The following is a 23328-nucleotide window of genomic DNA, read 5'->3' on the forward strand; positions in this document are numbered from 1 at the left end:
TCTAGGGTCTGTTTTAAGAGGTACGTATTATGTCAGGCGTTGTTGTTGTCGGTGCTCAATGGGGCGATGAAGGTAAAGGTAAACTGATCGATGTGTTCGCTGAAAAAGCGGACATGGTTGTGAGATATCAGGGCGGAGCCAATGCTGGCCACACCCTGGTAGTGAACGGACAAAAAACCGTTCTGCATCTTGTTCCCAGCGGCATCCTGCGCCCGGAAACAACATGTGTGATCGCCTCCGGCGTCGTGATCGATGTTTTCTCAATCCGCGATGAAATCAAAAAGCTGAAAGACACAGGCTTTTTACAAAACCCAAAACAACTTTTAATCTCGGATACGGCGACTTTGATTTTGCCATATCATAAAGCTCTGGACGCTGCTCGCGAAGCCGCGTTAAGCGATGGCAAGATCGGCACCACCGGCAAAGGCATCGGCCCGGCTTACGAAGACCGCGCTTCCCGCCGCGCGATTTTGTTCGGTGATCTTTTCGACAAAGACAATCTGAAAAAGAAATTGGAACTGGCACTGACTGAAAAGAACTTCATGCTGGAGAACTACTACAAAGGCCCAACGTTCAAAGCCGATGATCTGATCAAGGATCTTCTGGCCGTGGCTGAAGAACTGGCTCCGTACCGCACGAAGGACACTTCGCTGTTTATCAGCAAAAGTTTGAAGTCCGGAAAAAGAGTTCTGTTCGAAGGCGCGCAAGGCACGATGCTGGATATTCTGCACGGAACATATCCGTTTGTGACAAGCTCTTCCACTCTGGCCTCCAACGCGTGCGCCAGTGCCGGTATCGGCCCTGCCAGCGTTCAGAAAGTCATCGGCGTGTTCAAAGCCTACACCACTCGCGTGGGCAGCGGTCCATTCCCGACTGAACTGAATGATGAAATCGGCAAAAAGATCCAAACCGACGGTCACGAGTTTGGTTCCACCACGGGCAGAAGCCGTCGTTGTGGTTGGTTGGACTTGGTTGCCTTGAAATACGCAATCCGTGTGAATGGTATTACGAATCTGGCGATGATGAAATTAGACGTACTGACGGGCCACGATCGCATCGGCGTGTGCACAGCGTACAAACTAAACGGCGAAATCATCACCGATCTGCCAACGTCACCGTATGAACTGGAAAAAGTGGAACCCGTGATCGAATGGATCCCTGGTTGGACTCAAGATTTGACGAAAGTAAAAACACTTTCGGATCTTCCGCGCCCAACAACGAACTACATTGACTATCTGGGCTCACAATTGGGCACACCGATTGACGTAATTTCCGTCGGACCGGGCCGAGAACAGACACTGTGGGTCAAGCCTTTGTTCAACAATTAAGCAGAGTTAGCAGTTTTTAGGGGGCCTTTGCTCAGAGCTTGAGCAAAGGCCTTTTTTTTATCAAAAAATCGCAAAAATATTTAAAAAACTGCAAGAAAGTGTATTGACTTTGGACCCCTCTTACTACAAATTAGCACTTCCTCAAACGGACAGTGGTTCGCTAGCTCAGCTGGTAGAGCACTTCACTTTTAATGAAGGGGTCGATGGTTCGAATCCATCGCGAGCCACCATTTTTAGTTCGTTTGTTTTCTCTAAACGTTCCCATCGTCTAGGGGCCTAGGACACCTCCCTTTCACGGAGGATACAGGGGTTCAAATCCCCTTGGGAACGCCAATTTGTTTTATCGACTAACCCAGAGTCTAAAAGCTCTGGGTTTTGTTTTTTCTGAACCTCTTCTTCAATCATCTTTTCCTTTATATTACTGAGAGTTAGGAACGGACGCCGTGGTTCTAACAAAAGCTCTTTCTCGTTCAATTTTGGGTTCGAATAGAGCTTTTTCAGTATTTGCAGTCGCTCTTCCTCACTTCCTTGTTTCCAAAGTGATTTCAGATTGATAGCGAGTTCGAATACACGTTGGGCTGTTATCTTCCAAGAATCGTCTTGAGACAGCTTTATTTCTTCTAACAGCTTCTCGTTCTTTGCTATTTCATCTTGGAATCTTTGAGACTGCCTTTTGTATTCCTGGGAGTCCAAACCTCCAGCCAGGTAAAGATCCATTAGCTTGTCTTTCTTTTCATGCAGCTCTGCAATTGATACCTGCACCCTACGGGCTTCAACCTCTACATTCTTCCTAGCGGCTAGGTCATACTCATTCAATGCCAAAGATACTCTCTCTGCCATTTCCGGAGTCATAGAAAGCCCACCAAGGGCAGACTCAAACTGCTCCCACAAATGCCCCTCAGTGACGTACTTTAAGCTTTTATGGAGCTTTCTGGAGTTAGCACAGCGATAGTATTCAAAACGACGAACTGTGCCCTTCTTTTTGTTTTTCTTTTCCTTTGGGTCATAGACAATCTGAAGACCACACTCCGGATGGGAGCAACGAAGCCAGCCACCTGAAAACAATGCTTGCAGATGCTTGGTGCGATTGTATGTACCCTTAAGACCAAAGCTTGCCTTCACCAACTGAAGTGTCTGCCTGTCGATGATAAGATCATGATTGCCCTTGTATTCAATCCCTTGCCAGTCGAATGAGCCCCAATAAAATTTGTTTTTAAGCCGCTCCTCCACTCCATGAACAGAATAGCTATAGCGCTTCGAGGGAGGAACTAAGTTTTCACTTAAGATTCGATCTCTAATTTGCTCAATCGTCATGCCTTGAGAGCGGAGTTCAAACTCTCGGCGCACCCAACGTAGATTTCCTTCATTCGTATCTGGAACAACAACAGTCCCTCGTTTCATCTCTTTTCCGCAAGCGCTTTTTATCTTTTGATGAATGTATCCCAATGGGGGACGATTCCCAGGAAAGCAGCCTGTTTCTGCTTTGAATCTCATGGCATCATTCACTTTTTCACTCAAGACACGGCTGTAGTTCTTATTTTGAACAGCATAGAAGTCTCTCATTAAAAAATCAGAAGCAGGACTTTTTGAATGAAGAACCTTCCGGTCATTCACATAGTGAATACAGATTTTTCCTTCCTTAACCAGCCTTTCATTGTTCTCATTGTCTGTAAGATTACGAGCCTCGCGATCGTTCATATAGAAAAGAACATTGTAAATATCATTTCTTAGTGCCGTCTGAATAGCATCAGCATATTTCTTTCGAAGATCCGATCTTTTCGCGGATTCAACAATCCTTCTTGTGTCGACCAACTCAAGGTCAAACTCCCCACAATATTCTACAACTTTCTCTTCTTGAACTTGATGAGAGTTATTGCCTTCTTGCCTTTTGCTAGATACACGCAGTAGTGCGATGGCTTTTCTATTTCTTATTTTTTTTGGTAACATTTAATACCCCAAACATAATTTTAACTCGATGGCTTCAGAAAGAGAAGATCTTAGCCATCTTGAGACTCATGCGGTCTTTTTCTTTTACTGATCTCTACCAGAAGTTTGAAGAGCGTGACAACTTCGATAAACTCATCATCAGAACAGGAGTCCGAACAACTCAGACCTTTCTTTAATGACTCTACTAATTTTGTCATGCCCTACCTACAAATCGGTCATCTTATCATTGTAAGAAAAAGCTCTTGTGACTCCGGACGATATAGACGACAAAGAATTGTTTAAATATTTACTACGGTCTTTTGCGTAGCTCGGAGGAGGACAAATTGTCCAAATACGCTCCTTCCCTCTGACAAATTCAATAAAATACTGTGAACTCTGAAGGTTTGCTTTTATTTCTACCAGCTTCTTTCCCATTGCATGAGGACTCGAAGGCAAATACCTTGGCTCTATTCCCGCAGACTCTGCACAACTTCTTATTCCACTAAGCAAATCACTTGCAGAACCTCTAAAACCAGAGCTTCCTGCTTTGAGAAAAATATAGTCCAGCACTGTTGCAATAGGTGATGCATCCAAGGACTCTTCATTCAGCCTCTGATTATTTTTCTCTAGGGCATCCTCGAAATCACTTCTGCAATATCCAAGAGCAAGAGCAATCGCACACCCCCATTTTCCATAGTCAGCCATTCGAGTGTTAAAAGATCCTTCAATTGTGGGCAGGAGCGCCATGGCCTTTGATAGCGCATCAAAACACCCACCAAGAATCTGTGCTCGGTCAGTTTCAAAATCTGCAAAAAGAGTTTTTTCATCCTTGCGCAGATGTCTTTCAATCCTTTCTAACTGGAATAAGAGGCATCTGTCTAAAAGATCAGCGCGTTGAGCAGGGACTGTGATTCCGTTAGCAACAACAACACGTAAGAATCGCTCGGCCATCATTGAGTCGTCTGTGTAGAGACGTCTTTTAATAAAAGACGCCCCAGTTACTACCTTACAGATGTAGTCGGAAAACTTTCTTGTAAAATCCGGAACATTATCCAAGCAAACAACCCATCTTTGACTGGCCGCAATCTGAAAGTCATTCTCCGAGGCTGAGTGGATATCAGTCACCGTATTTGGATCAACAATAGCTGTAAAGACTTTCATCGCTGTAGTCTTCGCAGCGCCTTGAGATCCAAAGAAGTTCCCAAATGGATGAGGAATATCCGCAACAAATGACGAAACCAAATACGTCAAGAATAGCAGCCTATCCGACTTGTCCTTAATATTCAGATATTCAAACACTTTGTGAATATCTCCACCAGGAACAGGCTCCGGCAAAGGCTTCATTCCGGAAGATCTCTTAAAAATAGGCCTGTCAATACTAGTTATATTCCAGCCATCAGCAGAAATAGAATAAATATTGCTAATGCCATCAACAAGAATTTCGCCGCCAGCTCCAGTCGCGACTCTAACAGATAAATTAACTTCATTGTCAGACAGATCACAAAGGGCATCAATAGTGCCAATGATCGAATCCAAGGCGTTGTCGTTCAGGATTCGACTTCTTTCATTCTCACCGTCAATTAGATATGCTTTTTGCCTTAAATACCGACGCAACTCTATTGAGCGAGTGGGGTAAACATCCAACGCACTACCACGGGCGATGGATACAATTCCTTCGCCACTCGAGTTTCTCCAAAGTCCGTGAAACGCAAAACCAGATACGTTAATACTATTTACTAATGCCACGTTCAAATCCCTTGATGTTGATGTAATTGTCATTGTTGGCATACAGTTCAAATTCCATGTTCTGAATTTCAGTCTCAAAACTTCTACCATTGATCCAGCCATCTGCATCGCAAAGGTATTTCTCCAAAATGGGACGTGTTATCAGGAAGAAGCCTTTGCTATCGATTGGGCAATAGGCTGTTTTTGTTGTCTCAATCCCATCCTCACTGCGAAGATGGAGTACTAAGATAATGGCTCTTGAACTAAGGAATTTAAGTCCAACGATTTTCGCATTACATTTCATTGCGAATCCCCTCTTGCGACTGAGTAGTATTTTGACCCTCATCGAAAGAAGCAGGGAAGGCTGCTATCTTTAGATATGACCTTGCACCATTTGGATAAGTCGAAGTCATTACCTTGATTTTTAGAGGCCTCCCAATAAGATCTTCTGTTGCAATTTCACGACCTTGGTAGTCTGGCTTGACAGCTAAAACAAAGTTCTTAAAGAATCCGGCAGCTTTTCCTTCCAAAGGAAGAGTTACTGGAATGACCTTATCTTTATAAGGACCTTCTGTGATTTTACTCTCAACTTTGACAGCCGTAGTGCCAGACTTAGTTGTAATCGGAGTTGCAGAAACAATGGCGGCTGTATAAATGCCCGCAGGTACTTGCTCTATTGAATTATTGTAGTTTGGTTTTAGAATGTCCAAGATGGACCTCACCTTCTCCCTTTTCAAGGGTTTGTGCGGTTGATTCCGCTTAAGTGAGATCCTTATGTCATACCTTAAAAAAGCACTCTAAGGGGGCCGAAAGTCGCATATATTCGATTTGAGACTACTTTTTTCGAGGGTTAAGGTACACCTCAATGTTATCCTTCGAAAAATATATTAACGGCTTAAACTTAGGATATTGGAGGTCATGATCATACTCCATATCTAAGTTGAATCGCCAGTTCAAGATGTCAGCAATGACTTCATGTTTTAATCTAAATTTTTCCTGTTCAACATTTGCCAATATTCTTGAATGCATCTCCTGTGACTTTTTGTCCTTACTAAAAAAATCATTTAGTTGATCTGCCAAGGTAAGTTTAGAAGACTTTGTATTTAGAGACGACACTTTAAATGAATTAATGATCTCGTTTTTCATTTTCTCATTAATGTATGCAGAATTCTTAATGCTTCTTCTGAACGTACTATCAGGCGCTTGAAGATTTCTTAATAAGTACCAAAAAATATTTTTTATACCATTGAGCTCCTTTGGAGGCTTAACATCACCGGCGTTGTTGAATAGTCTTGGGTCTCCATTTTTATTGGCGACATAATTAACAAGCCTACGATTTGTATATTCGCCAAACATTTCTCCAAAGTAAGGGCTTCTGAAAACTTGAAGTGCATTAACAATGTCATAAATTAGCTGTCTAGATTGTAGATCCTTCTCAAGACAATCACAGATTATTTGTAGATTTATATTTTCAAGCATCTTCTGAAAAAGACAAAGAAGCCCTCTATGAAAGTCAGGAATTAGATCCAGACATTTTCCTTCTTTCTTTGCATCCTGTTCCTCTTTTTCAAGGGTCTTTCCAAACTTGATATATTCGGAGAATGCTCTGCTATTGTAGAGGGTATTAAACTTATCTAGTATAGTTTCCTCGGCATGGGACTTATTCTTAAGACCAAATGGCAGAGCCAACGGCAAATTAATGTTCTCATTCATAACTTATTCCCTTTTTTATTTTGATTCACGCAGGCAAAATTTTAAAAAAGGTGGAAAAGAATAAAAAAACTAACAAGCAAGCTATTCTTTATGCGAGATGTTCGACAGAACTACAGCAGCCAGAAGTGCAGCTTGAAGCTCTAAGGGACTACGCCCACCATGTAGAACTCAATAACACAGTGGAGATCGTGGATCAAGGCTACAGCGGCGGAACGGATATTCGCCCTGGCCTTGCTGAACTCCAAAAACTTGTACGTCGTAACGTCGTAAGTGTCGTATGCGTCGTTCGACTCGATAGGATGTTCCGCTCTCTCAAGCACCTATTGGATATGATGATTCTTTTCGATGACCATAACGTCAAGTTCATCAGTATTGAAGACAATATAGATTTTTCAACGGCGATCGGTAAATTGCAATTCCAGTTACTTGCCTCATTTGCTGAGTTTGAACGAGCCCTCATTAGAGAACGGACTATCGCTGGTCTTGCCTATGCCAAGTCCCAAGGAAAAACTTTAGGACGACCACCGCTTAAGTTAGATCAAGAAATATTAAGATTAAGAGAACAGGGTATGTCCTATCGGAAAATCGAAGAGCAGTTAGGCTGTTCCAATACAGTCATAAAACGTGTCTTGAAGGGCGCAGCTAAATCGTTTTCCGAAAAACACACCTCAGAGGGTAATGACAACAAGTGATTACGAAGGGTTACGGCTTCTGGATTTTTGTCATTTTCGAGAGAACGAAATCGGCCGATTAAAATTCGTTACAGAGGAGAATGATTGAAGATACGAGATCTTGAAATTGTCTTTAAAAATGCCAACAAGATTCTCAGCCAGATTAGGAAAGAACATATTACACTCAAAGCTTCCCCCATCATTAGTGTTGGATACGGACAGATAAGAGAAGGCATGACCACTGAGTCTATTATTCATGAAGCCGCTTCAACACTAGTTCCCTCAAGAGCCAGACAAGAATGCATCTATCTTTCAATATTGCTACGCGAAGCTCGCAGATATTGCGCTCAAATAGATTCAAGTGAACTTAGAAAGATTGCTGAATCAGCCCATGAAGCACTAATAAGAAGCGCTGACTTACTAGAGATCTCGGAAGAGTCGCACGTTTACCTACTTCTGGATGATTTGGACTACGATCTCATCACCACTCTTAAACAGAACCCTCTACTTAAACAATCTCCATCCAGCAAATCATCTATTCGCCTATCTATTGGGAAAGTTAAAGATCTCAAATCTGAAAGAAAGGATGAATACACATGAATATGTGCAGACGAAGCACGTTGTTGCACGCATTGTACACACTATTAAGCAACTATCTAAAGCAAATTCTGTTATTTGACGAAGGATAATAGCGTGAAACAAATAAAGAATATTTTCGGAAATACATTGAAGACGCTTTTAAGCCAAAAGAGCCTAACAGCAAAAGATCTTTCCAGAGATCTCAACATTCCATACCGAACTGTACAGGAGTGGCTAGGCGCCGGTGGGCGAATTCCTCGGGAAGCTGAGACAATCAAGTCACTATCGAACTATTTTGGCATTAGCACACATTACTTGTTGTTCGGAGAGCAGGATCCACGAGAGGAATTTATAAGCCTCATCGACAAGACCGAGGTTCATACCGGTCTATACGAAATCACTATTAAGAAAGTTAAGACAAAATCAGGGAAGTGAGAGTTTATTATGTCAAATACACTAAAAACCATCTTATTAGCGTTGTTTTTAACCGCATCTACAGCAAATGCTGAGAGCCCAAACCAGTCCCTAAGAGTCATCTCAGATTCGCAGGGAGGACTTATTAATTTTGAAACATCTCTGAAGTCCTTTGTTAAGCTCTTTTCAAATGGTAAAACTTCATGGACTGCCGTGGGCAGCGATAGTTGGATCTTAACCAATGAATCCGTGGATCAAATGACGGACAACGTGACGGTCTCCAAGTTTCTGTTTAAGAAAAAGACGGTAAAGAAAGAAGACATCTTGGATATTCAGAGAGTTGTTATTGATGGGAAGGATATTCCACAAATTCTGTTTCCCAATATTCTCTATCCTCTAAAAGAAGGCCTTAAGAGCAAGGGACTGATGGATATGAAGAAATCAAAAGGTAAATAGGCACTTCAATCAAGGCCAGGAGGATTCTATGAAAAATGCTATTCTGATACTTTCTTTGTTCATTTTGGCTACTGGGTGCTCCTCAAAAGAGAAGCGAACTAAATTTTCAGATAAGTCCATGAGGATCATGATTGATAGTGCTTCTATTTCAGCAAAAGAATATGCGAAACTCCAAACAGCTCTAGTGGCAAATGGATCTTTCATTGTTCTTGATAGATCAAAAGGATTGAAGGCAATCAAAGAAGAACAAGATATGCTTCACCGGAAGTCTATTGATCGCTTTGAAGATCGAGAAAAGTTTGCACTTTATGGCAAACTGTATGGAGCAGGTGCCGTCGTAGTGGCCAATGTTCAATGCCGAGATATTTCTTATTGGACTGGAATGGGACACGAGTGCCAGCAATCCATTAACTTGATGGACACTTCCACAGGGGAAGTTATTACCGCTGTAGAGAATACTGTAAAAACAGACTGGGGCACTGTCGCCTCCTGGGATGAGGCCGTAACAAAACTAGTTGATGCCTACTACCCAAAGGACTTCAAGTCTGAGCCTATTACTGCACGGCTAATGGAGTACAAAGCAGAATCTCAAGAAGAAGCCCTAAGACAGAGAGAACAGGCTGTCCAAAACGGCATTACTCAGTCAGAAGAATAAAGTAGGTATATAAATTCTTAAATAAGAGGGCCATATAGCACCGCTACCCCGCATTGGAAAACGCTGGCTTGCTATTTATCCTTCGTTAATTGGGAAATCACCTTTAGAAGCCTAGCCGCCTTGGTGTCATCGGTAATCAATGGCAAGACTCCTAACAGCATCAACGCTGATGCATTCGTCACCTTTGCCCTGAGCGACCTACCCGCTCTGTAGCTATTCATTGCCTTGTTTGCTTCAACATCTATCTTCTTTCGGGACGGAATGGACATAACACCTCCAAGAAGGAAAACTCTTTAACTGCTATTAGAGTAAACTCCAGATCCGCCTCAGGAGCTGCGCGGTGACTGCCCCCGCCGGTTGGCCGCGGCGACCTGTACTTATTGTGCCACGAGCTTATTACAGCGTCGTTTCTTTGTGAAAAGCCTCCTTTCCTCCGGAACCCCAAACCAGGCTGAATAATTGTTCACGACTCGACGCTTTCTACCTTTTTTTCTTAGAATTAGCGGTGTTTGCTTTTGGGGAAGGCGCAAGTTTTCCGTCAACGCGTAGCCTATCAGACGTAAAATTAGGCAAGGTTCAGTTACCTAATAAGGACTGACAAAGGCTCTTGAAGAAGTCTTAAACCCACTGGGAGTCTTCAACGCTATTTCTTTTAGGTGTCAGGTAGTCATTGGGGACGGGTGCGGATGCATTCATAGGTGACACAGTTGGGCTTCAGTAGCATCAGGACGATCAAGACTGAAGGGGGATTTACTCTCAAGCCGACTTAAAAGGGATTTTGAATATAGAGGATCACTCTTCGCCTTCAGATAACGACTGAATACTTTGGTGGATGGGTAACGGCAGCCACTATTAACTGGCGAGTTCTACTGATGGAATTACTTATTGTTGTTCCATGAGTAGCGCTGGCCAGAGGGTTAAATTTGAAGATTCGCGCTAGTAATCAATATTCCTAGAGTGCGCGGCTCTCTTCTTAGGGTAGGGGGATTGCCGTTATTGTATCTAATCGTAGTCCCCTAGTTTGGCTAAGTTTCAATCGCCGCAGAAAGTTTCCCCAAAAGCGTCTTTACTGACCTCCTGAACTCCTCGTCATCAATAAGAGCCTTTCTCACCGAGTTTTCATAGTCTAAACGCGTTTGAAATTTTAGAGTCTTTGCAATTTCAGTAAGAATCGGAGTCTCCCTAACAGGATATCTTTTAATAATGCCATCTGAGTCTGATGCTTGAATATAGGAATTAAAAATATCTATCTCCTTGTCCAGCTCTGACTTTAAATTAATCGTTAAAGAAAAATCCTTCCCATCCATTATATCCTTCCACGAGGGTAGCTGAATTTTCTCTTTAACTTTTCTTTCCGACAATCGAGCGCATAGACGTTCTCTATGTTTTGGAGCAATCTCAATTATCGACTTCTCAACCGCCGCAAGAAGATCTCCCGCACTTCCACCATGAAGATTTGCAACACTATTGGAAATATACTTCACGACATGTTCACAATAATACAAAGACTCTACGGAATAATAAGGCAACGCATAAATACCATTGTCCTCGAGCGATTTGAGATCTGCTTCTTGCCTGTCATCTGAATCAACAAGTCCATATGGCCTTACCCAATTTAGTGACGCCGTAGCCGATATACCTTTAACCGCTTGCTCGACAGCGACACAATTTCCTTGGGGAACTACCGATACCTCAGGGAACAGTATTCTGTAAATGTGCTGATCTAAGCTATCCTGACTACCTTCAACAAATAAAATGACTCTCCGAGCACCTAAAATGTCTTGCTTGACATGATAGTCAATGCTTTCGCCACCTAGAATCAAGTCGGTATCCCAGCCCGTAATTGTAGTACTATTCCATTTACAATTCCTAACAACCAATACACTAGCGTCTGGATTATCCAATGGTAAACCCAAATCATGGGTAGCAATCATAAATGCACAATCACGTCGATATTGAAACAGTTCGGTGAGCAGAGGGGAAATGATCGACCGATGTAAATGCCTTTCCGGTTCATCAATTATGAACAACGTGTTCGGCTCTGCTGTTAAAACATCAGATGCAATTAGGATTGCATTTCTTTCGCCGTCCGATAGTTGAGCGATGCTATATTCGGGACCACCATTTTTTGTAGCGAATATTTTTTCATCATTCTGTACAGATATCTTAATTGGAATATTTGAAATAGTAAGTAATTGGTTTAACAACTCAATTGGCGTCTTATTTTTACTTATCTTTTTCGCTTCATCTATATTGGTTCTAAGCGCAGTTAGAGCTTTTCTGGCCAGCACATTCTCGGCATTAATAAGATTAAATATAGTGACTTGAGAGCGCTGCGCATGAAAATCGTCTTTCCAGCGGGAATTTATATTCGTATCAACATTCCTAATATTGATGTCATACTGACTTTTGGTTGCAGGAGTAAAATCCAATGAGTTCGAATTAAACCATGTTTGCCGATGTGCGGAAATCCTTTTAGAAAACTTGCTATTTTGTGCAAAAAATTGAGTCATCAATCCTGACTTCCCAGCGCCATTTGCTCCGAGAACAAATATCATCTCTCCAGAATTTAAATAAATTTCCTTCGCCTCTCCAGTCATCGAATTGTATTTGAAGGCAAATTTTCTAGGCTCTTCCTGTACAGTCATTACTTTCTCCCATTCATTTTTGCGCGAATCACAGGATAAACAAAATTTATTCTATTTTCATTATATTTATAAAAATATTAGAACGAAGCTAAATAGCTACTCGCCACATCATGAAATGGAACGACATGACTGAGACAATTCCAGAGCCATTCATCACCTAGCCTATCAGAAAAATGCTTCGACAATACATCGATTGGTGTCTCTTATTCCCCATGAGCTAGTAAATTGATAAGTATACTTCATACCACCACTTACCTTCTTTTCCGAGACGATCGCAGCATCAACATGCACACACCTAATTTCTACGTATTTTGGCTCGGGTTTCAGGGTAAAAGAGTATTCAGAAATATTCGCTTCAAAAGAAGAAAATTGAATTTGGCCAGGCTTAAAGGTTTGAAACAACAAACCTCTACTTGGCTTATCATCTGTAGAAATATCAATGATAGCGAAAGGCCTCAAATTTCTCTCAACGTTCTCTACACGTTTCAAAATTTCCCACCCCTGAAACTTTACTGTTGTAGGTTTAAAAACATAAATGCCGATCAAAAGCCAACCTACCGTCAATAGCCCAACTGTGGGTCCATCAACACGATACTTAGGTACAAACAAAAGAAACACAAACAACCCAAGCGTAAGTAATCCGGCTAGCAAAAAATAGCTCCACAGTTCCAAAAAACCTCCTTTAAAACCATATGGGCACCTTGAGATAGATATGTCAAAAATCTGAACATTTCTATAGCTTCTTCTTGCGCCCGATTTCACTGGGTTGCTTTTTGTCTATCAAATGAGCGACGACCGTGCTGCATCGCGGTATTTTAAAGCGCAGACTTAACTGCAAAAAACCTTAATTCAACAAGAATCGCCCAACAATGCAGTTCTAAGACCCGGCACCAGCGAACGCCAATTTGTAATTAAAAATAAAAAACCCGAATCGAAAGATTCGGGTTTTTTATTTTTACTCACAGCTTAGTTTTCAAGGGGCTTAGAACTTAGAGCGCCGGCGCAAAAACAATCCTACAAAGCTCGCAGCACGCGGCGACGCCGGCACAGGGGTTCCTCGCCCTAGCAGGATGCTAGCGCGAGGGTGCGCGAAAGCGCAGGGCAACGCCCCGAGGAGCGTGATGCGACGAGCCCCACCCCCCGCCGCAAACCCAGAACCCAAGCGAGTTTCAAGCAACGCGAGAAACAAGCCAGTCAAAACCGGGAACAGAATGATGAAACACAAAACCCTCTCCATAGTCCACCCCAACGGCACCCGCATCGCCAACGGCGAAAAAACCATCGAAGTCCGCCGCTGGCTTCCCCCTACCGACCTCACCGGTGACCTGCTCATCGTAGAAAACAAAAACTTCCTCTTCAAAGAAGGCGAAACCGACATCGGCATCCCAGTCGCAATCGTAAAAATCAAATCCGTTCGCCCCTTCGAAGAAAAAGACATCCCCGCCGCCTGCGCAACCCGATGGGAACCCGGCTACTATTCCTGGGAACTCACCGAAGTAAGAAAACTAAACTCCACCCAACAAGTCCTCGCCGCAAGAGGCATCTACGAACTGGAAATAGACCTTTAACCAAAAACCAATTCCACAAGTTCCCCAACCCGCGCCAGTGGGACCACGAATTCAATATAAGAATCCGGTCTCACCAATACCGCCTGCCCCGCATACACAGAATCAGAAGCATCAACGACAACAAGCTGAACATACCTCGGCAGCTCAAATTCCAGCTGCGCATCCCCAAAGACAAACAAAGTAAACTTCGTATAATCCAGCAAAGAATAAAGCCGAACTGTCCCCGCCCCGCTGTTCACCTCAAAATCAAACAGTCGCGATCCCACCAAACCTTCGCCCGCATAACGAATCCCCATCCCGGTAATATTCCCCGCGCGCTTCTGCACAATCCGAACGTAATCTTCGGCATGCGTCCCCTTCGCAGAATATTTGGTTGAACGAACAAGTTCTCCTGAAGACTCAATGACACTTAAAGCTACGGGTTTCCGTTCAGATTCATAACTTTGCAAAAGGCCATCCGAAGCCCCGTGATGCAAAGTCATATGCATTTTCCAAATAAGATTGAAAGCATCCGCCAGGCCCGTGTTCAGTCCCTGTCCGCCGTTGACCGAATGAATGTGGCTGGCATCACCCGCCAAAAACACCCGATCCTGCACTGAGAACTTTTCCGCCACAGACTCTTTCACCGAAAACTGGGAAAACCACACGACCTCTTTAAACCCCAAAACATGGGGTTTGATCGCGCGATTGATTTTCGCAACAGCTTCTTCCAGGGTGAAATCACTGACGTCCATACGAACATAGAAACGATCAATATTTCCTTCCCGGGGAATCCACGCCACGTCCGAGGTTTCCGCCTGAAAGACGATGATTTCAGGCACTTTTGGAAAGTCCGTTTCAACGACCCCATCAATAACCGCCCAAATAATCTGCGGCCTCACGATTTCAAACGGCACCTGCATTTTTTCACGGACAAAAGACCGCGAACCATCAGCTCCAACAACATAACGGGACTGAATCACCTGACCGTCCGCCAAAGTGGTCAGACACCCGTTTTCAATAATCTCAATATTCGCAATCGCGGTCGAACGACGAACCGCAGCGCCTTGTTCGGCAAGCCGCCCGTCCAATAGCTGTTCCACATAAGACTGCCCCAGCATCAGAAAATGTTTGTGCAGGCACCCTTCCAGCTCGTCCCACCACGAAGACTGGCGCGAAATAAACTTTCCATCCGCCCACACGGAACTGGTGTTGCAGGACTTTCCCAAAGGGTAAACTTCGTCAAATAACTTACCTACTTCCAGCAGCTGCAAAGTTCGGGCGTTCAGGGCATCGGCGCGCCCTACCTGCAATGGTGCCGCGGATTTATCGACGATCACGGTGCTGATCCCGCAAAGATTCGCAAGATAGGCACACATCAGCCCCACGGGCCCCGCCCCGACAACAACAAGATCCACCACTTGAGGCGTCATTTGTAAGACTCCAGACCGGGGTTGTTAAAGGGCGGACTGCTTTGCACCTGCACACGCTGCAGATGACGTGGCGATTTTGAAGTAAAACCTTCCCGTCCATGCAGCAAAGAGAAATTATCCGTAATCACCACATCCCCGTCCTGCCATTCGTGCGCATAGAAATTTTCGGGCGAGTAAAGGGCGTCTTGCAACCCCTGATGGAATTCCTTCATTTTTCCGCCCGCGACACCAGCGAACTCCAGATCCGGAGGATTAACAAATTCTTTACCTTCACAAGGAGGCTCATTGTAACGAATTACAGAAAAATCTCGTTGCGGGTGCTTCGTGATAATCGGCGACACGGTCTTACTGTTGTAAAACTCCATCTTTCTTTGATAGATCCCTGTGACTTTGCTCCAAAGATCTTTCAGCTGGGGCGTCGCATTTTTAAGGGCCAGCACGGTATTTGAAAAAGTGGTTCGCCCGCCATGCCCCGGCAGTGGTGCTTTTACACAATGAAAGATCTGATATTCCGGAACCTGAGGACGATACATTCCGTCCCAATGCATCGGAACATAGCGGTGATCAAATATATGATCCTGAGGATTGTCCTGCTCGATCAGCTCCAGCACTTTTCCAAAAGGCCAGATGCTGATTTCGCCCCAAAGCTCACAATACTTAGCAAAATCCGCAGAATCCCTGAAGGTGGAAAATCCTCTTAGCACCACGATTTGTTCCTGCAGGAAAAAGTCGTGCAAGGACTTCAAATCCAGATCCCTGACACTGGTGCCTTGAACCAAGGGTTCAACAATAACGCCAAAGGGCTTCATATAAGTTGCTTTAAAATTCACAGGACACCTCCCATTTTGTAGTGGCTGGGGCGTCCGTCCGATGAATAAATCAACTCGGCCCCCAGTGCTTCGGCTTCAGAACGTTTCAGCAGAACGGGGCCGTTCTTGGTTTCAACAGCCACTCCATGCCATGGTGTCATCCAACTTTCATTTCCAACCAGGCGGATACCCAGCTTCGCAGCCCCGCAGGTTTGTGGGTGAATGGACAGCCTGACGGCTTCAGGAAAGCGCTCGGCGATCAGATCGCTCCAGGCGTTGCTTCGGCGAATGACTTCATAGGACTTCAAACGGGATTCTTTCTGAATCGCAGAACGGCTTTTGGTCTGCCCCGAGTGCAAAGAATCCTCGAACAGAAAGCGCGTGATTCCGCAATACATACGATGGGCATCTTGTTCGTCGGCGGTCGCCTGATCCCCGGCACCATTGCGAACTTTGTGCTTTAAGAAATCCAAGGAACTGCCATAGCGCTTCATCAGCTCATCACGCATTTGATTGAAGCTAAGCTCGCCATAAAAATCATCCAGATTGAAGGTCTCAATATCTGCAAGGGATAGTTTGTCCTTAAGCACCGAAAGTTCGGACTGGTAAGCCGTCACGTTGCTTTCTTTCATACCCACCAGGTCGCTGAAAACCCTTCCATCAGAGCACAGGATGATTTTAATCCCCGGAGAGTAGTACTTTTTAATCCTCTGACCCAGGCGGCCCAGGAATTCCAGCGCCAGCTGTTCTGCATAGTCTGGCAAAGGCCCCAGAACCTTTTCCGGATTCGGAGATTTACCGGGAAAAGCCGGAAGTACAAAGGTGACAGGCATATTGTTGCGAACGGCCGAAATGATCTTGGGCAGGTGAACAGAGGCGCAAGCCTGGCATTCGGAATTGTCGCACCGGTCATGAGCCCCCGGGACACGGCGATAGTTCATGACCTCGGCCAACATTCTTCGGGCCGTTTCCATGGCTGTGTCGGCAGCGGGGGACCTTTTTAGATCAAAACTTTCAAGGGAATGACTCTGTATTGAAATTAGTTCAAGGGCTGCAGGCTTCATAAACTCGGTTTCCTCCTAAAGCGGAAACTAGCGAATTTCTAGAAATAAATAAAATGACCCTTTTAGTTCATTGTGATAAAAACTATTTATGTCTTTAATGATGGATGACATAAAATACTTTGTAACTGTCTGCGAAACCCTGAATGTCACCCGGGCTTCGGAAATCATTGGCATTTCCCAGCCGGCCCTGAGCTATTCCATCAAACGACTGGAAACTGAACTGGGCGGAAATCTGCTGATCCGGCTTAAAAACGGCATTCAGCTGACCAAGCTGGGGGAAGAATTCAAACAGCGCTCTCGCCGTTTGCTTTATGAATGGGAGCAGGCCCAGAATCTGGCAAATCCTGATTCGGGTCTTATTCAGGGAAGTTATACCATTGCGGTTCACCCCTCGGTCGCGCTTTATACCCTAGCGGCGTTCATGCCGACTTTGCAGTCCGATTTTGCGGGCCTTGATTTCAATTTTATTCATGGTCTTTCCAGGGAAATGACTGAAAAGGTCATCAGTTGGGAAGCGGATTTCGGCATTGTCGTGAATCCCATCAAGCACCCGGATCTTGTTATTCACAAGCTGTGCACAGATGAGGTCACGATCTTCCACACCAAAAACGCCCAGGACAAATTGATTTATGATCAGAACCTGGCCCAGTCCCAATACATTCTGAAAAAGATCAGCAAAAGGACCAGCTTCAATGGCGTGCTAAGTTCAGGCAACCTTGAGGTCGTGGCGAAACTGACGTCTTTGGGGTTTGGGTACGGTCTTTTGCCGACAAGAGTCGCCGCCCAATACAAGCAGCTTGAAAAATTAAAAGAAGCCCCGGTGTTCAAAGACGAAATCTGTCTGGTGTACCGTCCCGAAAAGCACAACAACACCGTCAGCAAAAGAATCATTCAGACGATCAAGTCATCGAATTTTTAAGCCTGAGGATTTTAACTAAAGAAACCCTTTATGCAGCTCCATCAGGCTGATGTGAATGATCGCCAGCGCCATCCCCGCCTGCATCACGCCCAAAACGACGCCAAAGACCTGCATGGCCACGACACCCGTCTTACCCAAGAATATTTTCTTATAGATCATCGCCAGTAAATTCAAAATCATCACCGCAATCAGGACACCGAAAATCAAGAGCGTTCGCTGGTGATCCTGACTTACCGCCAGCAGCACAATCAACGTTGCCAGTCCATGGGCGCTGACCACCATTTTCATAGCCACTCCCAACGGCGTGACCGGTACGGGATCCTGGGCTTGTTCAGACTTGGGTTCTGCTTTTTGCTTTCCCACCAGGACAATGGAAAAAGCCACATAGGCAAAGATCAATCCGGCCGTCAGCTCTAAAACGGCACGGGGGATCTGCCAGTTTTCCATCAGAACTCGGCCTGATAGCCCCAGCACTATTAAAATCGGTATCACCAGTAAGGTGGTTTTCGTAGCCAGCGAAACCACCTGCGGCTGGGACATGTCCTTGGTCGCTTTGGCAAAGGGCTGGATCACCTGAAAAGGCCCCAGCATGATAAAGAAAACAGTGAAGAGCTGACTTGCCCCTAAAACATAAGTGCCTTCCATATTACTTACCCCACAATCATCCATAATACAGACACAATACCAATTAGTATCAAAGCCAGCGTGAAGGCGCGCACCGACCGATGCGCCGGCAAATAGTGATGCGCATCGATTTGCTTGGCCGTGTGCGAATAACGATACAGCGACCATATCAGCATGGCGCTGCCCAGAATCACCATTCCCAGACCCGTATTTTTGGCGTCATCCAAAAAAGGACGCCCCCCGTGCCGGGAGATCGCTTTGTTTTCCATCAAAAACCAGCTGAATCGGTTCATGGTGATTCCCAAGCTGACCAAAGAAATTCCAGTGCGCATGTAAGCTAAATGTGTGCGCTCATTCGCCAAATGACTGCGTACTGCCGACAGATCACTGCGACCTTCCGACAACTCGGTTCTATGCTCGGACAGGTCAGTTCTGTGTTCGGATAATTCTGTTCGATGCTCAGAAAGTCCGGTGCGATGTTCCGACAGATCGGTTCTATGTTCTGAAAGATTTGTTCTTTCCTGCGACATCTCATTTGATGAACGTTCAGGCTCCATCGCCCAACTCCTTTCTGGAGGCGGCCTCCAGATCTCTTTCCAGGAAATAACTTAAGAAAGTCCGGATCAACGCAATAGCGGCGAGCATGCCGATCGCATCCCACGACGGCGAAACAATGGTTGATACGATGTCTGCCGCCAGCATGAATTCCAGCCCCAGAACAATCCACCGCGCAAACCCCAGCCAGATGTCCTTTCTGATGCCCAGACCTCTTTGACCAAAAATGGAAAACTTGGCCAGCCTGAAAAGACCTTCCAATGCGCCCACGGCAATCAACAAAGCCGCAAAGAACTCAAGACAAATTGAAATGACTTCAGTCCATTGCCGGACGGCTTCTTCCATGAAAGTCTCCTTTAACTTCGTTCTCCTCGAACAACACAGCGAAAGCCCAGATGAGATGTCGAAGTGTCCACGGGTTGAGCCATGCGGGCCGAGGGCCGATAGCGTTTGCAATAATTGGGGGCACACAGGTGCGATCCCCCTTTCATCACCTTACGGGGGATCTTTAAAGCCTGACGAGGATCAAAGCTGTCTGCCTCGGCCCCTCCGCGGGGATTTTTCGGAATGCAGCAGGCTTTCAGTTTTTCATCGGGATGCCGCGGGCTGTACCAATCCACCGTCCATTCCCAGACATTGCCGATCATATCAAACAATCCGTAGTCATTCGGCGGAAAGGCTGTGACCGGGGAAGTCCCCTCGAAACCATCGCCGCTGTGATTCTGCCAGGGAAATTCCCCTTGCCAGATGTTGGCCTGATGACGGCCTTCGGGTTCAAGCTCTTCACCCCACGCAAACTCGCGCCCCTCATGCCCCCCGCGCGCTGCAAATTCCCATTCAGCTTCGGTCGGCAGCTTTTTGCCGATCCACTTGGCATAGGCTTGAACATCCTGCCACGATACGTGCACCACCGGATGATCCATCCGGCTTTCAATAGAACTGCCAGGGCCTTGCGGAGAGCGCCAGTTCGCCCCGGGAATAAATTGCCACCATAAATACGGATTTCGCAGATCCACAGGTGAAGCTGGCTTAACAAACACCACCGACGCGGGATCTTTCATGGATTCAGAAGCGCCCGGATACAGGTTTAGATCGGGTTCTTTTTCACAAAATGTACGATAGCCCGTGGCCTGAACAAAGGCCAAAAAATCCCGGTTGGTCACGGGATGGCGGTCCATCCAGAAACCATCGACTTTCACCCGGTGGGCCGGTGCTTCTTCTGCATAATGATTATCGGAGCCCATGGTGAACATACCACCGGGGATCCAGATCATATCAGGAAAAGGGGCCGAGGGCCCCTTTTCCTGCTCAGGTCTAATGAGTACTTCTGCGTTGCTCACCTTCATCCTGTCTGCCTTTTACAGGCGGCATGCCCTGCCCCGCTTCGCGATGGGACTCGGGGGATTCTTTGATGTTTTTTCCTGTGGAATCCTGATGGGCATAGCCAGCGGCGTTGCTCATTTTTTCCATGATCTGATCAATGGTGAAGCTGGCCGCCTTTTGACGAGGCGGATACTCGGCAAAAGTTTCCAGGAATTTTGCGACAATGGCCTGAGCTGCCATAATGATATAGGCTTTGCTCATGTACCAATCCCAATAGGTATTGGAGGTCACGTCGGCCCGTTCAAATGGATCCGTTCGCAAATTAAAGAGCTTCGGCACACGAAGCGGTGTGAACGGTTCCGCCCACACACCCAATGTCCCGGCCTTTCGCTGTTCCATAAACACCATCTTCCAGTTCTGGAAGCGAAGGGCGACAACATCTCCGTCATCACTGAAGTAGATAAATCCTTTGCGGGGACTTTCTTTTTCTTCGCCGATTAAATATGGAACCAGGTTATATCCGTCTATGTGCACACGGTATTTGTTTTCTCCGGCCTGATGACCGCGCAGCAGTTTATTGACGATATCGGGTTCTCCGGCGGCAGCCAGGAATGTCGGCAACCAATCGTGATGCTGTACAATTTCATTTGAAACTGTACCTTCCTTCACCCGCCCCGGCCAGCGAAGCAACAAAGGAATGCGGAAAGCCCCTTCCCAATTCGTGTTTTTCTCGCTGCGGAAAGGAGTCATCGCCCCGTCCGGCCATGTGTTCATATGAGGTCCGTTATCAGTCGTATACAACACGATCGTGTCCTCGGTGATGCCCAAATCATCAAGGTGATCCAGCATCTGTCCGACGTTCTTGTCATGATCAATCATAGTGTCATGATATTCAGACTGCGCAGGCCCGGCCTGCCCGCGGCTTTCAGGTTTGGTGTGCGTGCGCAGATGCATGTGCGTCGTGTTCAGCCATACAAACCACGGATTTCCGTCAGAATTTTGTCGGGAAATAAAGTCTTTGGCAGCATCAACAAAATCATCGTCACAGGTTTCCATGCGCTTCCGAGTCAGCGCGCCGGTGTCTTCGATGGTTTGCTTGCCCACGCGGCCCCAACGTTCATGCACGGTTGAATCATCTTTATCCGTTGCCTTACAGCGCAAAACTCCGCGCGGCAGGAAGCGGGAACGGAAAGCCTCCGATTTTGGATAATCAGGATCTTCCGGGTCCTCTTCGGCATTCAGGTGATAAAGGTTGCCATAGAATTCGTCAAACCCATGCACGGTTGGAAGATATTCATTGCGATCGCCGAAATGGTTTTTACCAAACTGTCCAGTCGCGTACCCCAGTGGCTTCAACAAAGCCGCAATAGTAGGGTCCTCACTTTTGATTCCCACTTGCGCCCCGGGCAGACCCACCTTGGACAGCCCCGTGCGGAACACACTTTGTCCCGTCATAAAGGCGGCGCGTCCCGCGGTGCAACTTTGCTCGCCATAGGAATCCGTGAACATCATTCCTTCTTTGGCAATACGATCAATGTTCGGGGTATGATACCCCATCATTCCCCGACTGTAGCAGCTTAAGTTCGAGATACCGATATCATCACCCATGATGACGAGGATATTGGGCTTCCTGCCCTTGCCGTCGCCACTTTCTTTTCTTTGAGATTTTTGAGATTCCTGGGACTTAACCATAATGGAACTCCTTTTCCATGTGTTAGTGAGTCAGCTAAAAATCCTTCGCAATTGATTTCTGTGACGGAAAGACCTGCTTCCAGTCATTCTTGATACTTAAGACTTTGAATCCGAATTTTTTGGCTGCCGCAAGTGAAGCATTGTCCTTTTCGCTATAAGCAGCTTCGCGCGCCTCATCATCATGATTGATCATGATCTGAAAATTCGGCAAAGCCGATTCCCGGGAAAAACGCAAATGGGCAATGTCCCCGCCATTGCGCTCGTTGCCGACAGAAAAAATAGGGCGTTTGCCGATGTGGCGTAAAATTCCGATGGGCTTGTTTTCCTTGTCGTTGACAAGTGCCAGTGCCGATGTTCTGACCGCGACAAGTCGTCCGTTTCTTTCCTCCAGTTTGTCGACAAAGTAGGAACCGATGATATTCTGCGAGGGCACGCCATAAATCGTGGTGGCGACTTCCCTCATGAAAGAAATCTCTCCGCCCGAACTGATAAACAGCGTGAATTCATTGGCGCGAAGATATGCCAGAAGCTCCAGCATGGGCTGATACACGGCCTGCGTGTAAGGCACCTGCAGTTTTGGATGAAGCGCGGTCTTGAAAAATTCGCGCACCTCGCGCGAAAATTCCTCTTCGCTCATACCTGCGTGGGTCAGGGAGAATATCTCCAGAATCTGCTTCTGAGTCAGCTGCGTGACCGGAACCCCTTTTAAAAGACTGACATAAGGTTCCTGCTTTTTAAGGGCGGGATTTTTTTTCAACGCCTCTTGCAGCCGGTTTTTGGTGAACTCCACTTCGATAGTTGAAACTTCCGACCACAGCGTGCCATCGTTATCGAAGGTGGCAATGCGTTCCTCCGGCGGGACAAAACGGGAGCCCTGCTTCTGGGTGACTTCAGAAACAAAGTCGATGATTGATTTTTTAAGTTTACCGTCCTGCCAGGATGGCAGTGGGTCCGTGCCCGCGGCATGAACGGACAATGAAACCAAGGCGAATGCCAAGAAGACAAGCTGTGACAGCCAAGCCATTACTCCTCCATGTTTAGTTTTTCCTGCCTCTGAAGAATAGAAAGTCCCCTCGGGTTTCGAGAACTAAATAAAGTGATCAATGTTGAGAATCTGATATGTAAAGTCCTGTTGTGACGTATGGCACTCGACCTAAAATCAGACACTCTGCTGGCCAAACAGCCCGTCTGCTCCCAAAAAGCCCAAAATGTTTCATATTTTCGAGAACTAAACCTCAGAAAGGACT

General features: G+C 45.9%; 22 protein-coding genes, 2 tRNA genes and 1 pseudogene. 9 read left to right on the forward strand and 16 right to left on the reverse strand.

Translation table 11 applies throughout. From position 1 onward, the window contains the following. The first annotated feature begins 29 nt into the window (after nucleotides 1-29). From AC04MQ_RS11385 to AC04MQ_RS11395, 3 genes are all read left to right on the forward strand, one after another. Complete coding sequence (locus AC04MQ_RS11385; protein WP_475392112.1) at nucleotides 30-1328, forward strand: adenylosuccinate synthase; 1299 nt, start codon at nucleotides 30-32, stop codon at nucleotides 1326-1328. A 154-nt stretch (nucleotides 1329-1482) separates the two neighbouring features. After that, a tRNA-Lys gene (locus AC04MQ_RS11390) sits at nucleotides 1483-1558 on the forward strand. Between the two features lie 27 nt (nucleotides 1559-1585). Continuing rightward, nucleotides 1586-1661 (forward strand) — tRNA-Glu (locus AC04MQ_RS11395). Nucleotides 1662-2453: 792 nt separating this feature from the next. Here the strand turns inward: AC04MQ_RS11395 and AC04MQ_RS11400 are convergent. The 5 genes and pseudogenes from AC04MQ_RS11400 to AC04MQ_RS11420 all read right to left on the reverse strand — a co-directional run. Beyond that, nucleotides 2454-3275, reverse strand: a pseudogene (locus AC04MQ_RS11400) (recombinase family protein); the annotation flags it as partial. Between the two features lie 204 nt (nucleotides 3276-3479). Beyond that, nucleotides 3480-5000 (reverse strand): hypothetical protein, encoded by a 1521-nt coding sequence (locus AC04MQ_RS11405; RefSeq protein ID WP_475392113.1) that lies wholly within the window; start codon nucleotides 4998-5000, stop codon nucleotides 3480-3482. Then, on the reverse strand, nucleotides 4984-5283 hold the full coding sequence (locus AC04MQ_RS11410) for a hypothetical protein (RefSeq protein WP_041577351.1): 300 nt from the start codon (nucleotides 5281-5283) through the stop codon (nucleotides 4984-4986). The genes AC04MQ_RS11405 and AC04MQ_RS11410 overlap by 17 nt, the downstream gene beginning before the upstream one ends. Then, complete coding sequence (locus AC04MQ_RS11415) at nucleotides 5273-5689, reverse strand: DUF669 domain-containing protein (protein ID WP_475392114.1); 417 nt, start codon at nucleotides 5687-5689, stop codon at nucleotides 5273-5275. The genes AC04MQ_RS11410 and AC04MQ_RS11415 overlap by 11 nt, the downstream gene beginning before the upstream one ends. Nucleotides 5690-5813: 124 nt before the next feature. Continuing rightward, nucleotides 5814-6692, reverse strand: a complete 879-nt coding sequence (locus tag AC04MQ_RS11420; RefSeq protein WP_475392115.1) for a hypothetical protein — start codon at nucleotides 6690-6692, stop codon at nucleotides 5814-5816. Between the two features lie 50 nt (nucleotides 6693-6742). Between AC04MQ_RS11420 and AC04MQ_RS11425 the strand changes: the two genes are divergently transcribed. The 4 genes from AC04MQ_RS11425 to AC04MQ_RS11440 all read left to right on the forward strand — a co-directional run bounded on the left by AC04MQ_RS11425 (nucleotide 6743) and on the right by AC04MQ_RS11440 (nucleotide 9467). Beyond that, complete coding sequence (locus AC04MQ_RS11425; RefSeq protein ID WP_051026284.1) at nucleotides 6743-7384, forward strand: recombinase family protein; 642 nt, start codon at nucleotides 6743-6745, stop codon at nucleotides 7382-7384. Nucleotides 7385-7468: 84 nt separating this feature from the next. After that, nucleotides 7469-7963, forward strand: a complete 495-nt coding sequence (locus tag AC04MQ_RS11430; RefSeq protein WP_427722871.1) for a hypothetical protein — start codon at nucleotides 7469-7471, stop codon at nucleotides 7961-7963. Nucleotides 7964-8386: 423 nt separating this feature from the next. Beyond that, the gene (locus tag AC04MQ_RS11435) at nucleotides 8387-8812 is read left to right on the forward strand and encodes a hypothetical protein (protein ID WP_041577343.1); all 426 of its coding nucleotides are present in this window, start codon (nucleotides 8387-8389) and stop codon (nucleotides 8810-8812) included. A 28-nt stretch (nucleotides 8813-8840) separates the two neighbouring features. Next, nucleotides 8841-9467, forward strand: a complete 627-nt coding sequence (locus AC04MQ_RS11440; RefSeq protein WP_475392116.1) for a CsgG/HfaB family protein — start codon at nucleotides 8841-8843, stop codon at nucleotides 9465-9467. A gap of 1025 nt (nucleotides 9468-10492) precedes the next feature. Here AC04MQ_RS11440 and AC04MQ_RS11445 read toward each other — a convergent pair. Both AC04MQ_RS11445 and AC04MQ_RS11450 read right to left on the reverse strand, forming a co-directional pair. Further along, nucleotides 10493-12115 (reverse strand): AAA family ATPase, encoded by a 1623-nt coding sequence (locus AC04MQ_RS11445; RefSeq protein ID WP_475392117.1) that lies wholly within the window; start codon nucleotides 12113-12115, stop codon nucleotides 10493-10495. Between the two features lie 165 nt (nucleotides 12116-12280). Continuing rightward, on the reverse strand, nucleotides 12281-12787 hold the full coding sequence (locus AC04MQ_RS11450; RefSeq protein ID WP_475392118.1) for a hypothetical protein: 507 nt from the start codon (nucleotides 12785-12787) through the stop codon (nucleotides 12281-12283). A gap of 539 nt (nucleotides 12788-13326) precedes the next feature. Between AC04MQ_RS11450 and AC04MQ_RS11455 the strand changes: the two genes are divergently transcribed. Beyond that, complete coding sequence (locus AC04MQ_RS11455) at nucleotides 13327-13683, forward strand: ASCH domain-containing protein (RefSeq protein ID WP_015090602.1); 357 nt, start codon at nucleotides 13327-13329, stop codon at nucleotides 13681-13683. On the opposite strand, the gene AC04MQ_RS11460 is transcribed toward AC04MQ_RS11455, so the two are convergent. From AC04MQ_RS11460 to AC04MQ_RS11470, 3 genes are read right to left on the reverse strand one after another with little or no spacing between them, the layout of a single operon-like run. Further along, on the reverse strand, nucleotides 13680-15095 hold the full coding sequence (locus AC04MQ_RS11460) for an FAD-binding protein (RefSeq protein ID WP_015090601.1): 1416 nt from the start codon (nucleotides 15093-15095) through the stop codon (nucleotides 13680-13682). The genes AC04MQ_RS11455 and AC04MQ_RS11460 overlap by 4 nt on opposite strands. Next, complete coding sequence (locus AC04MQ_RS11465) at nucleotides 15092-15925, reverse strand: TauD/TfdA dioxygenase family protein (protein WP_041577331.1); 834 nt, start codon at nucleotides 15923-15925, stop codon at nucleotides 15092-15094. The genes AC04MQ_RS11460 and AC04MQ_RS11465 overlap by 4 nt, the downstream gene beginning before the upstream one ends. After that, nucleotides 15922-16860 (reverse strand): L-tyrosine/L-tryptophan isonitrile synthase family protein, encoded by a 939-nt coding sequence (locus tag AC04MQ_RS11470; RefSeq protein WP_015090599.1) that lies wholly within the window; start codon nucleotides 16858-16860, stop codon nucleotides 15922-15924. Before AC04MQ_RS11470 ends, AC04MQ_RS11465 begins: the two co-directional genes overlap by 4 nt. 196 nt (nucleotides 16861-17056) lie before the next feature. On the opposite strand from AC04MQ_RS11470, the gene AC04MQ_RS11475 reads away from it, so the two are divergent. Continuing rightward, nucleotides 17057-17887: a LysR family transcriptional regulator gene (locus tag AC04MQ_RS11475; protein WP_015090598.1), complete on the forward strand. Its 831-nt coding sequence runs from the start codon at nucleotides 17057-17059 to the stop codon at nucleotides 17885-17887. A gap of 15 nt (nucleotides 17888-17902) precedes the next feature. Here the strand turns inward: AC04MQ_RS11475 and AC04MQ_RS11480 are convergent, their stop codons facing one another. Genes AC04MQ_RS11480 through AC04MQ_RS11505 form a run of 6 tightly spaced genes read right to left on the reverse strand, consistent with a single transcriptional unit; the run spans nucleotide 17903 to nucleotide 23105 of the window. Then, nucleotides 17903-18532 (reverse strand): MarC family protein, encoded by a 630-nt coding sequence (locus tag AC04MQ_RS11480; RefSeq protein ID WP_015090597.1) that lies wholly within the window; start codon nucleotides 18530-18532, stop codon nucleotides 17903-17905. A 5-nt stretch (nucleotides 18533-18537) separates the two neighbouring features. After that, a complete protein-coding gene (locus tag AC04MQ_RS11485; protein WP_051026282.1) occupies nucleotides 18538-19068 on the reverse strand; it encodes a YidH family protein in 531 nt (176 codons plus the stop codon). Beyond that, the gene (locus AC04MQ_RS11490; RefSeq protein WP_015090595.1) at nucleotides 19058-19411 is read right to left on the reverse strand and encodes a DUF1622 domain-containing protein; all 354 of its coding nucleotides are present in this window, start codon (nucleotides 19409-19411) and stop codon (nucleotides 19058-19060) included. Before AC04MQ_RS11490 ends, AC04MQ_RS11485 begins: the two co-directional genes overlap by 11 nt. 11 nt (nucleotides 19412-19422) lie before the next feature. Next, on the reverse strand, nucleotides 19423-20340 hold the full coding sequence (locus AC04MQ_RS11495; protein WP_148278755.1) for a formylglycine-generating enzyme family protein: 918 nt from the start codon (nucleotides 20338-20340) through the stop codon (nucleotides 19423-19425). A 40-nt stretch (nucleotides 20341-20380) separates the two neighbouring features. Continuing rightward, nucleotides 20381-22081 (reverse strand): arylsulfatase, encoded by a 1701-nt coding sequence (locus AC04MQ_RS11500; protein ID WP_475392119.1) that lies wholly within the window; start codon nucleotides 22079-22081, stop codon nucleotides 20381-20383. Between the two features lie 34 nt (nucleotides 22082-22115). After that, nucleotides 22116-23105, reverse strand: coding sequence for an HAD family hydrolase (locus AC04MQ_RS11505; protein WP_475392120.1), 990 nt, complete (start codon nucleotides 23103-23105; stop codon nucleotides 22116-22118). Between the last annotated feature and the right edge of the window lie 223 nt (nucleotides 23106-23328).

It is taken from the genome of Bdellovibrio sp. MYbb2 (assembly GCF_056175685.1).